Raw genomic sequence first — 13,481 nt, forward strand, 5'->3', positions numbered from 1 at the left:
GAAAAGGAAACCCTTTGGAAAGCCTGCTTGAAGTACCTGTGGCAGAAGGTGCCACAGCCAGAATACTGCAAATTACCGACACGCACCTTTTTGCTAATAAGGGAGACTCATTGCTGGGAGTCAATACCTATCGCAGTTATCATGCTGTATTAGATAGGATTTTACAGCAAAATCTCGATATTGATTTGATAGTGGCGACAGGTGACTTGGTACAGGATCAGACCATCAATGCTTACCAGCATTTTGCTGAGGGCATTGCCCGTTTATCTGCTCCTTGTGTTTGGTTACCCGGTAATCACGATTATCAACCCGCAATGGTTGACACGTTGGCAGCAGCAGGTATTTCACCTTCCAAGCAGATAGTTATCGGACAGCATTGGCAGTTGATTATGCTGGACAGTCAAGTGCAAGGTGTTCCTCATGGTGAATTGACGGATTATCAGCTTGAGTGGATGAAAAAATGCCTGGATGAGCACAGTGATCGCCACACAATTATTATGCTTCACCATCACCCGATTCCGTCTGGATGCACATGGCTGGATCAGCACAGTTTGCGTAATGCTCCCGAATTATCAGAGTGTTTGAAAGGAAAAACCCAGGTGAAAGCCATGCTGTGTGGGCACATCCACCAAGAAGTTGATGAAATGTGGAACGGCATTCGCGTTATGGCAACCCCATCAACCTGTGTGCAATTTAAGCCACATTGTACTAATTTTATGCTTGATACAGTGGCTCCGGGATGGCGTTATCTCGAACTGTCTGTGGCTGGCAACAATAAAGACGCGAAATTGCAGACACAGGTTCACAGGCTTAAGAGTAACGAGTTTTGCCCGGATTTAAATTCGGACGGGTATTAATGTCGACGTTACTCTACTTACACGGTTTCAATAGTTCCCCTCAATCAGCGAAAGCGAATGCGTTGAAAACGTGGTTACACCAACAGCACCCTGAAATTGACATGTTGGTGCCGCAATTACCCCCGTATCCTGAAGATGCAGCCATCTTACTGGAAGAACTGGTGATGGAGCACGCCGGTGAAAATATCGGGCTGGTGGGTTCTTCCCTGGGCGGTTATCTGGCGATCTGGCTTTCCCAATGTTTTAGTTTGCCCGCTGTGGTTGTCAATCCTGCGGTACGTCCTTTCGACTTGTTTCAGAATTATATTGGGGAAAACGTGAATCCCTATACCGAAGAGCGCTATACTCTCGAATCAGGCCATATACATGATCTCAAAGTGATGCACATTGACCCGCTGGAATCACCTGATCTTATTTGGTTATTGCAGCAAACAGGGGATGAAGTGCTCGATTACCGCCAAGCCGTTGCTTACCTGATGCAGTGCCGGCAGACAGTTGAATCTGGTGGGAATCATGCTTTTATTGGCTTCGAATATTATTTCCCTCAAATCATTGACTTCTTGGGGCTAACCAGTGGCAATAGTAAAAAAATTGCCAAAAATAGGTAAACGACTGGTATTATCAACAGTAGATCAATACTGATTGGCCCTCTAATAATGAAGCAACCGACAGAATTACAACATGACTCAATCTAGTTACAACGCAGAGGCCATTGAAGTCCTCAGTGGCCTGGAGCCAGTTCGTCGCCGTCCCGGAATGTATACGGATACAGCCCGCCCGAACCATTTGGCACAGGAAGTGATCGATAACAGTGTGGACGAAGCTCTGGCTGGTCACGCGAAGCATATTGAAGTAATCCTTCACAGCGATCAGTCTCTGGAAGTGATAGATGATGGCCGTGGTATGCCGGTTGATATCCATCCTGAAGAAAAAGTTTCTGCTGTTGAATTGATTTTGACCCGCCTGCATGCGGGCGGCAAATTTTCCAATAAAAATTACCAATTCTCTGGTGGCCTGCATGGGGTTGGGATCTCGGTGGTCAACGCCTTGTCCAGGCGCGTGGAAGTGACGGTTCGCCGTAACAGTCAGGTACACCAAATCGCCTTTGAAAATGGTGAGAAAGTACAAGAATTGGAAGTCATCGGCAGTTGTGGCAAACGCAATACCGGAACGAGTGTCCATTTCTGGCCAGATGAAAGCTATTTCGACACGCCCCGTTTTTCTGCCACCCGTTTGACGCATTTGCTGAAGGCCAAGGCGGTACTGTGTCCGGGGGTTGAGATTGTTTTTAAAGACAAACTCAACGATACCGAACAGAAATGGTGTTATGCCGACGGGTTGACAGATTATCTGCTGGAAGCCGTCAACGGGCTGGTAACATTGCCACAAGCGCCTTTTGTCGGCACATTAAGCGGAGATACTGAAGCGGTTGACTGGACAGTACTCTGGCTACCGGAAGGTGGGGATTTATTGACGGAAAGTTACGTCAACTTGATCCCAACGGTACAAGGCGGCACCCATGTGAACGGCTTGCGTCAAGGTTTGTTGGACGCCATGCGTGAATTCTGCGAGTTCCGCAATATATTGCCACGTGGGGTTAAACTCTCTGCCGATGATATCTGGGATCGCTGTGCTTATGTGCTATCCCTTAAAATGCAAGATCCTCAATTTGCCGGCCAAACCAAAGAGCGCCTCTCTTCCCGCCAATCTGCGGCTTTCGTTTCCGGTGTGGTAAAAGATGCATTCAGCTTGTGGTTGAACCAGCATATTCAAGATGCAGAGCAACTCGCTGAAATGGCGATTGCCAGTGCGCAGCGTAGAATGCGGGCGGCGAAGAAAGTGGTACGCAAAAAGCTGACTAATGGCCCTGCTTTGCCGGGTAAATTAGCAGATTGTACTGCGCAAGATCTCAATATTACTGAACTGTTTTTAGTGGAAGGGGATTCTGCGGGTGGCTCTGCCAAGCAAGCCCGTGATCGTGAGTTTCAGGCGATCATGCCGCTGCGCGGAAAGATCCTGAACACATGGGAAGTCTCTTCGGATGAAGTGCTGGCTTCGCAGGAAGTTCATGATATCTCGGTTGCAATTGGTATCGATCCAGACAGCGAAGATTTGAGCCAACTGCGCTACGGTAAAGTTTGTATACTGGCGGATGCAGACTCTGATGGATTGCACATTGCTACATTGCTGTGCGCCCTGTTTGTCCGTCATTTTCCGACATTGGTGAAACGTGGGCATGTCTACATGGCAATGCCGCCGCTGTATCGCATCGACCTCGGTAAAGAAGTACATTATGCGCTGGATGAAGGGGAAAAAAGCGCCATTTTGGATCGTTTGAGCCGCAAGCGGGGCAAGCCGAACGTTCAGCGCTTTAAAGGGTTGGGTGAAATGAACCCAATGCAGTTGCGTGAAACCACGTTAGATCCTAACACTCGCCGTCTGGTGCAATTGACTATCGACGATGAAAATTATCAAGAAACCCTCTCTGTCATGGATATGCTTCTGGCGAAGAAACGTTCAGAAGATCGCCGTAATTGGCTGCAAGAGAAGGGCGATTCCATCAATATCGAAGTTTAGCGCAAAGATAGTCAATACAGATCCTGAGGAAATTATTACATGAGTGAGATAACTCACGACGGTGTGGAGCGTCAGCCGCTCCACACGTTCACTGAAAATGCCTATTTGAATTACTCCATGTACGTCATCATGGACAGGGCGTTGCCTTTTATCGGTGATGGCTTAAAGCCTGTTCAGCGTCGTATTGTCTATGCGATGTCAGAACTTGGGTTGAGCAACAGCGCCAAATTTAAAAAATCTGCCCGTACTGTCGGTGATGTTCTTGGTAAATATCATCCACATGGCGATGGGGCTTGTTATGAAGCCATGGTTTTGATGGCACAGCCTTTCTCATATCGCTATCCGTTAGTCGATGGACAAGGTAACTGGGGCGCACCGGATGATCCAAAATCCTTTGCGGCGATGCGTTATACCGAATCCCGTTTGTCCAAATATGCCGAATTGTTACTGTCTGAGTTGGGGCAAGGAACCGTAGCTTGGGTGCCAAACTTTGATGGTACATTGCAGGAGCCTAAGTGTTTGCCTGCACGTCTGCCCAATATTTTGCTCAATGGCACCACGGGGATTGCTGTCGGTATGGCGACCGATATCCCGCCACACAATGCCCGTGAGGTCGTGAATGCACTGATTGCCATGCTGGATAAGCCAGATCTATCGCTTGATGAGGTGATGGAATATGTCAAAGGGCCGGACTACCCGACAGAAGCTGAGATCATCACGCCAAAAGAAGATATCCGCAAGATCTACAAAAATGGCCGTGGTTCGGTGCGGATGCGGGCGATTTGGTCGAAAGAAGACAGTAACGTCGTGATCACGGCTTTGCCTCATCAGGTATCTGGCGCGAAGATATTAGAGCAAATTGCCAGCCAGATGCGGGCGAAGAAGTTGCCGATGGTAGATGATCTGCGTGATGAGTCTGATCATGAAAATCCAACCCGGTTGGTGATTGTTCCCCGTACGAACCGCGTGGATGTTGAGCAGGTAATGAACCACTTGTTTGCAACCACCGATTTGGAAAAAAGCTATCGCGTCAATCTCAACATGATCGGTCTGGATAACCGTCCTGCGGTTAAAGGTTTGGTTGAGATCCTCAGTGAATGGCTGGTTTTCCGGCGCGAAACCGTGCGTAATCGCTTGAATCACCGTCTGGAAAAAGTGCTTAAGCGTTTGCATATCCTGGAAGGTTTGCTGGTGGCCTATCTTAATATTGATGAAGTCATCCATATTATTCGTCATGAAGATGAGCCGAAGTCAGTATTGATGCAGCGTTTTGACTTAACCGAAACGCAGGCAGAAGCCATTCTTGAACTGAAATTGCGTCATTTGGCGAAACTGGAAGAAGTCAAAATCCGTGGTGAGCAGGATGCGTTGGCGAAAGAACGCGATAAACTTCAGGCGATTTTGGGTTCTGAACGTAAGTTAAATACGTTACTGAAAAAAGAAATTATTGCCGATGCAGAAAGCTACGGTGATGACCGCCGCTCGCCGCTCAAAGAGCGCACGGAAGCGAAGGCCATGAGTGATCACGACATCCTGCCGTCTGAGCCGATTACTGTCATTATGTCAGAAATGGGCTGGGTACGTAGTGCGAAAGGACACGAGATTGATCCGGCTGGCTTAAATTACAAATCGGGTGACAGCTTCCGCAGTGCGGCGCGTGGCAAGAGTAACCAGCCTGTGGTCTTTATTGATACCACCGGGCGTAGTTATTCCCTTGATCCGCTGGATTTGCCATCAGCCAGAGGGCAGGGAGAACCATTAACGGGCAAACTGGCGTTGCCGGTAGGGGCATCAGTTGAGCATCTTTTGATGGCGAAAGAAGACCAGAAATTCGTGATGGCATCTGATGCGGGGTATGGTTTTATCTGTACTTTCAATGAATTGATCGCCAAGAACCGGGCGGGCAAGGCCATGATTACTTTGCCTGAAAATGCCAAAGTAATGCAGCCATTGGAGATTAACAACGAACAGGATGATATGTTACTGGCGTTTACCAAAGCGGGTCGTATGTTGATGTTCCCGGTGTCTGATCTGCCACAGCTTTCAAAGGGTAAGGGCAATAAGATTGTTTCCATCCCGGCGGCACAGGCTGCATCAGGCGAAGATATGTTGACTTGGTTACGGGTATTGCCAGCACAATCTTCTATCACGCTTTACTTTGGCAAACGCAAATTACTGCTTCGCCCTGAGGAGTTACAGAAATTCAGGGCAGAGAGAGGGCGCAAGGGAGCGTCTCTGCCTCGTGGGTTACAGCGTGTTGAACGTATTGACGTGGTTTGTAATACAAGCAATTAAGCTGCAAATTGCAGGATAAAAGGTATATACCAAGCCAACTTCAAGATGCGTGTTATATTTCCCCGCTGCGCGGGAAAATATAAGGCTTCGCGTCGTCTTGCGGATGGCAACTTGAAGTTTATCGAGTATAAATCGTAATTTTAGGCCAGTGTAATGAATGGAATGCACTGGCCTTTCAACAAGAGGCCGCTATGCTAGCAATCATTCGGGGAATTATTGTTATTCTGTTTGTGATACTGATCTTTATTTTTGGATGTACCTACTGTTTATTCAGCCCACGCAACCCACGTCATGTTATGACTTTCGGGCATGCGTTTGGCAAATTGCATAAAGTGCTTGGCATTAAGTTGCAGGAACGTATTCCAAAGGAAGCTCGGGAATATGGACCCAGCATTTATATCGGCAATCACCAAAATAATTACGACATGGTTACGATGTCGAATGCGGTGCAGCCACGTACAGTCACCGTGGGCAAAAAAAGCCTGGTCTTTATTCCCTTCTTTGGCCTGATTTATTGGCTGACAGGTAATATTTTGATCGACAGGAATAATCGGACAAAAGCCCATGGCACGATTTCACAGGTTGTCGATCAGATCAGAAAAAATCGGGTTTCGGTTTGGATGTTTCCAGAAGGAACGCGCAGTCGGGGGCGTGGGTTGATGCCTTTTAAAACAGGCGCCTTTCATGCCGCCATTACAGCCGGTGCACCTATTGTACCGGTCTGTGTTTCGACAACACACGATAAAATAAAACTAAATCGTTGGGATAATGGCACCGTCATTGTTGAAATGTTGCCCCCGATTGATACCACGAAATATACCAAAGATCAGGTTCGTGAATTGGCAGAACACTGCCGACAAATGATGAAAACGAAAATTGAAGAATTGGATAAAGAAGTCGAGGTACTTAATCAGCGTGGGTAGCCAGTTGGGCTGATTATCACTATAATTTTTCAATAATTTTAGAAATTTTCTCCTGTTCACGATATGATTGCGTTTAATAAATTAACGTTTTTATTAAACGCAATCGATAGAATAATAAATCCTGATAGCCACAATATCAGGGTATTCATCCCTGCAATTATTTGAATCAGGCAATCATTGGGAATTGCGATTCGGGTTGTGGGAATTATTTTTATCGTAAAGAAACTATTCCTTCTGTGGAGACCTTCTGTGGAGAAAGTATGTCACTGAGTCGGCGCCAATTTATTCAGGCTTCTGGTTTGGCTATGTGTTTAGGGGCGCTTCCTTTTGTCGTTCGGGCCAACAAAAATCAACAAACCAAATTGCCGCTCCCTCCCTTACTGGAATCCCGCAGAGGGCAACCCCTGTTTTTAGCCATACAAAAAGCCACCTGGTCATTTAATAATCACAATAAAGCTCAAGTCTGGGGCATCAACGGACATTATTTGGGACCAACCATTCGGGTTCACCGCGGGGATGATGTTAAACTGATCTATAGCAATCGATTATCTGAACCGGTCTCAATGACCGTCGGGGGATTACTGGTGCCTGGAACCTTGATGGGAGGTTCAGCGCGTTTGATGGCACCGGGGGAAAGCTGGTCGCCGGTTATCCCGATAGATCAAGTTGCAACGACCTGTTGGTATCATGCCAATACCCCAAATCGCATGGCACGGCATGTTTATGCCGGTCTTGCGGGTATGTGGCTGGTGGAAGATGAAAGTAGCCGCAGTCTGCCTTTACCCAGACATTATGGTGTCGATGATTTTCCTGTTATCTTGCAAGATAAGCGATTGGATAATTTTGGTGTACCGCAATATAACCCGTCAGCTAATCAAGGCTTTCTTGGCGATACCTTGGTAGTTAATGGTGTCGAAAATCCTTTTGTGGAGGTTGCCAGAGGTTGGGTCAGGTTACGTTTCCTGAATGCATCTAATGCCCGTCGATATCAATTGCAACTCAGTGATGGGCATCCTTTCTGCATGATTGCCACTGATCAAGGCTTGCTGCCTGCTCCCGTGACGGTACAGTTATTGTCACTTGCACCGGGAGAACGGCGAGAAGTCTTGATTGATATGTCGAAAGTAGAGAGTGTTACCGTTACGGCGGGAGAGTCCGCTGGTGTCATCGATCGTTTGAAAGGCTTGTTTGAGCCTTCGACCAAACTGTTGTCAACGACGGTATTAACCCTAAAAGCCAGCGGATTACTTCCTTTGGTGACAGATCAACTCCCGGCTCAACTTATCGTCGATAATCCGCAGATCAACTCTACCATTCAAAGTCGTCAGATTGATTTGGGCGATTATTCGCAAGGGATTAATGGCTCACGGCTGAATGAGCATCGAATCGATATCACAAGCCAACAAGGTGCGTGGGAACGTTGGATAGTCACAACGTCAGTGCCCCAGCCTTTCCATATTGAAGGGGTAAGATTTAAGATCATCAGCCTGAATGGTAATCGTCCAGAGCCACAGGATTATGGTTGGAAAGATACCGTTTGGATTGATAGTCGTGCTGAGTTGCTGGTTAATATGATGCAGCCGTCTTATGATCATTTTCCTTTCATGTATTACAGCCAGATATTGGAGATGGCAGATCGTGGGGTTGCCGGACAGTTAATTGTCAATCCTGCTGGTTTTTAAATGAAATCTTTGCTCTGTTACTCGTTTCTGGCTCTGTTTTAGATAGATATTCTGTCAAATTGAATGAAGTTGTTATTTTTCTGCCTGCTTGTTAAGTAATAATCTGTTAAACAACGGATTGTTTAACAATTCGCGGGCAAACACACTATTTGTTTGGATAAATGGCTAATCTTATCGACTGAGAGTAACCCTTTCCGTATAGTGTCCAAAATTTTCATACTACTTAGCTGTAAGGTGATTTAATGATTATCAGCTTGATTGCTGCGATGGCTATGGATCGGGTTATCGGTATGGAAAATACCATGCCGTGGACTTTGCCGGGTGATTTAGCCTGGTTTAAACACAATACACTCGGAAAGCCGGTTGTAATGGGGCGAGTGACTTATGAATCGATTGGCCGTCCTTTGCCAGGGCGCCTGAATATCGTGATTAGCAGTCAGCCTGTAAATGATGATCGGGTGACTTGGGTTAACTCTATCGAAGCTGCTTTATCAGCTGCCGGCGATGTTAACGAAGTTATGGTGATGGGAGGAGGGCAAATTTATGAACAATTTATTCCTCTGGCTAATCGTATGTATCTGACTCACATTGATGCAGAAGTGATTGGCGACACGCATTTCCCTGATTATGAACCTGATGAATGGAATTCAACGTTTACCGAATACCACGATGCAGATGAAAACAATTCTCATAGCTATTGTTTTGAAATTCTGGAACGCCGAGAGTGAGTTAATCTTACGTGCGGAGTGCCTTGGGGCACTCCAGTGTCACAGGCAGGTTTATTATTTATCAGCCTTATGATTTGGGTAATGGATCCTGGCTGAAATACTGCTTATCTTCCCAACGAAGCAGGGTCAATTTACCTCCCCAACAACACCCCGTATCCAGAGCATAAATGCCAGCGGGTGTGCCTTGACCTTCCAGGGCTGCCCAGTGACCAAAGGCGATGGAATAGTCCTCAGGAATGCGGCGCGGTAATGTGAACCAGGGTTTTAGCGGGGCAGGGGCATTTTCCGGTTTGGATTTGCAGCTCATATCCAATTGCCCATGTGGAAAACAATAACGCATTCGGGTCAACGCATTGGTACTGTAACGTAATCGAGCAAGTCCGCTTAACTCTGGCGTCCAATTGTTCGGCATATCCCCATACATCTCATTGAGAAACAAGGGATAACTGTCACTACGAAGAATGGCTTCCACTTCACGGGCACATATTCTGGCTGTTTCCAGATCCCATTGTGGGGTAAGCCCTGCATGTGCCATGACGAGTTTCAGTTCTTCATCGATTTGCAGCATTGGCTGTTTTCTTAACCAATTTATTAATTCATCGGCATCCGGTGCCGCGAGTAATTCATCCAGCAAATCTTTCGGCTTATTGCGGCTGATCTTAGCGTAAACCGCCAACAGATGCAGATCGTGATTGCCCAATACCAGTTTAACTGCGGAGCCAAGTTGCTTAATGTAGCGAAGTACCGCCAATGAATCAGGGCCACGAGCGACCAAATCGCCGGTTAACCATAAAGTGTCTTCACTGGAATTAAAATTGACTTGTTCTAACAAGGCGCGAAATTCACGATAACAGCCGTGAATATCGCCAATAAGGTATGTAGCCATAATTAATTTATCAGTGATGGAATAGCCAGCCGGAACACGGGAATGGTGACACGGAACGGACGGCCATCATGATCAATCATTTGATAATGGCCTTCCATTGTCCCCAGAGGTGTTTCCAAAATAGCGCCACTGCTGTAGCGATATTCTGTTCCCGGTGGGATCAAAGGTTGTTTTCCCACAACCCCTTCACCCTGAACTTCGGTTAGGTGACCATCACTGTTGGTAATGCGCCAGTAACGGCTGATAAGTTGCACAGGGGAATGCCCAAGATTGCGAATTGATACAGTATAAGCAAACACAAAACGTTGTTGTTCCGGCTGCGATTGACTTTCTACGTAAGTACTTTGTACTTGAATATGAATTCTTGGTTCATTGAGCATAGAGACCTCCTGTTGCTGCAACGCCTGTTTATTTGTTTAGGCAATTTCAGGTTGAGATGATAACCAGTTCGCCATCTTACAGTATTGCTCGACAGAGATGTTTTCAGCCCGCGTGTTTGGATCAACACCCAATTCAGTTAACTGTTCAACAGAAAAAAGGCTCCCAAGGCTATTGCGGATCGTTTTTCTCCGTTGGTTAAATGCCTGCGTTGTGATCCGGGCTAACATACGAATATCCTGAACAGGATAAGGCATACTCTTGTGTGGGATCAAACGCACAATAGCAGAATCCACTTTTGGCGCGGGTGTAAATGCTGTTGGCGGTACTTCAAGAACAGGGATTACCTGACAGTAGTATTGTGCCATCACACTTAAGCGTCCATAGGCTTTACTGTCAGGCCCTGCGACAAGACGATTCACAACTTCTTTCTGCAACATAAAGCTCATATCAGCGATAGCATCAGTATAGCTGAAAAGATGGAACATTAATGGCGTAGAGATGTTATAAGGCAAGTTACCAAATACACGTAGGGATTGCCCATGTTCTTTGGCAATCTGACCAAAATCAACGGTCATTGCATCTTGTTGAATGATTGTCAGTTTATCTTTCAGTTTGGGGTGGACGTGCAGACGAGCCGCTAAATCACGGTCAAGCTCGACGACAGTCATCTTATCCATGCGTTCACCCACTGGCTCTGTTAGTGCCCCCAGACCTGGGCCGATTTCCACGATGGCTTGGCCGACCTGTGGGTTCATTGCATTGACAATACTATCAATGATAAATTTATCGGTTAAAAAGTTTTGCCCGAAACGTTTACGGGCATGGTGCCCTTGATGGACTTTGTTATTCATTACTGTTTTGTATCATTTTAATTGCTAGATTCAATGCGGTGATAAAACTACCCACATCAGCTTGACCTGTCCCCGCCAGCTCCAGTGCTGTGCCATGATCGACAGAAGTTCGGATAAATGGCAGTCCCAACGTAATATTCACGGCCCTGCCAAACCCTTGGTATTTTAACACGGGTAACCCTTGATCGTGATACATTGAAAGTACGGCATCAGCATGATCTAAATATTTGGGTTGGAACAGGGTATCCGCAGGTAATGGACCTTCCAACCATATCCCTTCTGCTCTCAGACTGTCTAAAGCAGGCATGATGATATCTATTTCTTCATGCCCCATATGCCCGCCTTCACCGGCATGAGGGTTCAAACCGCAAACATAGATATGGGGACGGGGGATACCGAATTTGGTTTTTAGATCATGATTAAGAATGGTGATCACTTCCCGCAGGGAGTCAAACGTAATTGCGTTGGGGACATCCAGAATCGGCAGATGCGTGGTTGCCAGCGCTACCCGTAGCTCTTCCGTTGCTAACATCATGACCACCCTTGAGCATTGGCTGTGGTCAGCAAAAAACTCAGTATGTCCGATAAAAGGCATGCCTGCATCATTAATGACACCTTTATGTACAGGTCCTGTCACTAATGCTGAAAATTCTCCATTCAGGCAACCATCGCAGGCTCTTGCTAAGGTTTCCGTGACGTAGAGACCATTTTTCCGGTTTAACTCCCCTGCAATCGTCGGGGCGTGAAGATTAACGGGCAGGATGGTTAAAGTTCCGGCTGCTTGTGATAACGAAATGTGTTCTGGAGAATAAGTTTGCAGTTGCAGAGGTAAATTCAATTGTTCAGCTCGGGAGAGCATCAGCTCTGGATCGGCACAAACAACCAATTGGGCAGGCCATTCTTTTTGCGCCAAGGCAATGACTAAGTCAGGGCCAACCCCGGCAGGTTCGCCGGGGGTAATGACGATGGGTTTATTATTGAGCATCGTTGCCATCTAAAATTTTCACATAAGCAGAGGCGCGTAATTCCTGCACCCAGTTTTGTGCCTCTTCATTGAATTTACGGTTGAACAGCAGGCGGTAGGCACGATCTTTCTGTGCGGCGTCTGTTCTGTCAACTTTGCGGCTGTCCAGCAGTTGGATTAAGTGCCAGCCGAAAGAGGAGTGAACAGGCTGGCTGATCTCACCTTTTTGCAGCTTCATCAACGCATCCCGGAAAGCAGGATCGTAAGCACTCGGCAAATTCCAACCCAGTTCTCCACCACGCATGGCTGAACCTGGATCTTCTGAATGCGCTTTTGCTGCTGCTTCGAATGAAGTTTTGCCACTTAAGATCTCTTCCCTGAGTTTCATCAACTCGTTGCGTGCCTGCTCGTCATTCATAATCGGTGATGTTTTCAGCAAAATATGGCGAGCATTCACTTCGGTGACGGCAATTGACATCTGACCACCACGGATGTCATTCACTTTCAGAATGTGAAAACCAACACCGGAACGAATTGGGCCAATAATCTGCCCCTTATGGGCAGACTTGAGCTGTGCAGCATACAGGGATGACAATTCTTGCGGTTTGTTCCAACCCATATTTCCCCCTTTCAGGGCTTGGGCATCACCAGAATAGGAGAGGGCTAATTTGCCGAAATCCACGCCATTCTGGAGTTCAGACAAGATCTTTTTGATCGTGGTTTCCGCTTTTTCTACCTGCTCCTGGCTTGGGTTTTCCGGCAGAGGGATCAGGATCTGGCTGAGATTTACCTCATAGTCCTGACTGTCTTGGTTACTGATTTGGTTAGCCAGTGAATCAACTTCCTGTGGCAGGATAGTGATGCGGCGGCGTACCTCATTGTTACGTACTTCTGCAATCATCATCTCCTTGCGGATCCGATTACGGTAGGTATCAAAACTCATCCCTTCTGCGGTCAGATTTTGTTGTAACTGAGCAAGGCTCAAGTGGTTTTGAGCCGCAATATTCGCGAGTGCAGAATCTAAGGCTTGATCTGGGATAGTTAGCTGCATCCGGTTTGCTATTTGCAGAACAATATCATCCATAATCAGGCGCTCAAGGATTTGGTGACGCAATGTTTTCTCATCCGGTAATTGCTGGCCTGCATGTTTTGCATTGAGTTTAACGGATTGTAAAAGGCTGTTAACGTCACTTTCCAGTACGGCATCGTTGTTAACAACGGCAGCGACCTTATTCAGCTCCTGTGGAGCAGGAGCAGCCATTGCGACAGAGTTTACTGAAAACATCAATCCGAAAATGAGCGATCTCCAGTTCTTCATACATTTCCCATCATATCAA

The 13,481-nt window shown here is 46.8% G+C and carries 12 protein-coding genes; 7 read left to right on the top strand and 5 right to left on the bottom strand.

Features of this window, described 5'->3' with window-relative positions; translation table 11 throughout:
• Positions 1–14: 14 nt before the first annotated feature.
• The 7 genes from cpdA to folA all read left to right on the top strand — a co-directional run bounded on the left by cpdA (position 15) and on the right by folA (position 9,062).
• Positions 15–857 (top strand): 3',5'-cyclic-AMP phosphodiesterase, encoded by an 843-nt coding sequence (gene cpdA, locus ABLA76_RS07865; protein WP_348987502.1) that lies wholly within the window; start codon positions 15–17, stop codon positions 855–857.
• Complete coding sequence (gene yqiA / locus ABLA76_RS07870) at positions 857–1,465, top strand: esterase YqiA (RefSeq protein WP_348987503.1); 609 nt, start codon at positions 857–859, stop codon at positions 1,463–1,465. The genes cpdA and yqiA overlap by 1 nt, the downstream gene beginning before the upstream one ends.
• A gap of 73 nt (positions 1,466–1,538) precedes the next feature.
• On the top strand, positions 1,539–3,434 hold the full coding sequence (gene parE, locus ABLA76_RS07875) for a DNA topoisomerase IV subunit B (protein WP_348987504.1): 1,896 nt from the start codon (positions 1,539–1,541) through the stop codon (positions 3,432–3,434).
• A 39-nt stretch (positions 3,435–3,473) separates the two neighbouring features.
• The gene (gene parC, locus ABLA76_RS07880; RefSeq protein WP_348987505.1) at positions 3,474–5,729 is read left to right on the top strand and encodes a DNA topoisomerase IV subunit A; all 2,256 of its coding nucleotides are present in this window, start codon (positions 3,474–3,476) and stop codon (positions 5,727–5,729) included.
• Positions 5,730–5,920: 191 nt separating this feature from the next.
• Positions 5,921–6,652 carry a 1-acylglycerol-3-phosphate O-acyltransferase gene (locus ABLA76_RS07885; protein ID WP_047766622.1) on the top strand — a complete coding sequence of 244 codons (732 nt, stop codon included), beginning with the start codon at positions 5,921–5,923 and terminating at the stop codon, positions 6,650–6,652.
• Between the two features lie 260 nt (positions 6,653–6,912).
• Complete coding sequence (gene ftsP, locus ABLA76_RS07890; protein WP_348987506.1) at positions 6,913–8,334, top strand: cell division protein FtsP; 1,422 nt, start codon at positions 6,913–6,915, stop codon at positions 8,332–8,334.
• 242 nt (positions 8,335–8,576) lie between these two features.
• Positions 8,577–9,062 (top strand): type 3 dihydrofolate reductase, encoded by a 486-nt coding sequence (folA, locus tag ABLA76_RS07895; protein WP_348987507.1) that lies wholly within the window; start codon positions 8,577–8,579, stop codon positions 9,060–9,062.
• A 67-nt stretch (positions 9,063–9,129) separates the two neighbouring features.
• On the opposite strand, the gene apaH is transcribed toward folA, so the two are convergent.
• Genes apaH through surA form a run of 5 tightly spaced genes read right to left on the bottom strand, consistent with a single transcriptional unit; the run spans position 9,130 to position 13,462 of the window.
• A complete protein-coding gene (apaH, locus tag ABLA76_RS07900; protein WP_348987508.1) occupies positions 9,130–9,948 on the bottom strand; it encodes a bis(5'-nucleosyl)-tetraphosphatase (symmetrical) ApaH in 819 nt (272 codons plus the stop codon).
• Between the two features lie 2 nt (positions 9,949–9,950).
• Entirely contained in the window at positions 9,951–10,328 is a 378-nt protein-coding gene (gene apaG / locus ABLA76_RS07905) for a Co2+/Mg2+ efflux protein ApaG (protein WP_047766618.1), read from the bottom strand.
• 36 nt (positions 10,329–10,364) lie between these two features.
• Positions 10,365–11,180 carry a 16S rRNA (adenine(1518)-N(6)/adenine(1519)-N(6))-dimethyltransferase RsmA gene (rsmA, locus tag ABLA76_RS07910; protein WP_047766617.1) on the bottom strand — a complete coding sequence of 272 codons (816 nt, stop codon included), beginning with the start codon at positions 11,178–11,180 and terminating at the stop codon, positions 10,365–10,367.
• Positions 11,173–12,165 carry a 4-hydroxythreonine-4-phosphate dehydrogenase PdxA gene (pdxA, locus tag ABLA76_RS07915; RefSeq protein WP_348987528.1) on the bottom strand — a complete coding sequence of 331 codons (993 nt, stop codon included), beginning with the start codon at positions 12,163–12,165 and terminating at the stop codon, positions 11,173–11,175. The genes rsmA and pdxA overlap by 8 nt, the downstream gene beginning before the upstream one ends.
• Positions 12,155–13,462 carry a peptidylprolyl isomerase SurA gene (surA, locus tag ABLA76_RS07920; protein ID WP_348987509.1) on the bottom strand — a complete coding sequence of 436 codons (1,308 nt, stop codon included), beginning with the start codon at positions 13,460–13,462 and terminating at the stop codon, positions 12,155–12,157. Before surA ends, pdxA begins: the two co-directional genes overlap by 11 nt.
• Positions 13,463–13,481: the final 19 nt, after the last annotated feature.

It is taken from the genome of Xenorhabdus sp. SGI240, from assembly GCF_040081915.1.
GTDB lineage: Bacteria > Pseudomonadota > Gammaproteobacteria > Enterobacterales > Enterobacteriaceae > Xenorhabdus > Xenorhabdus bakwenae.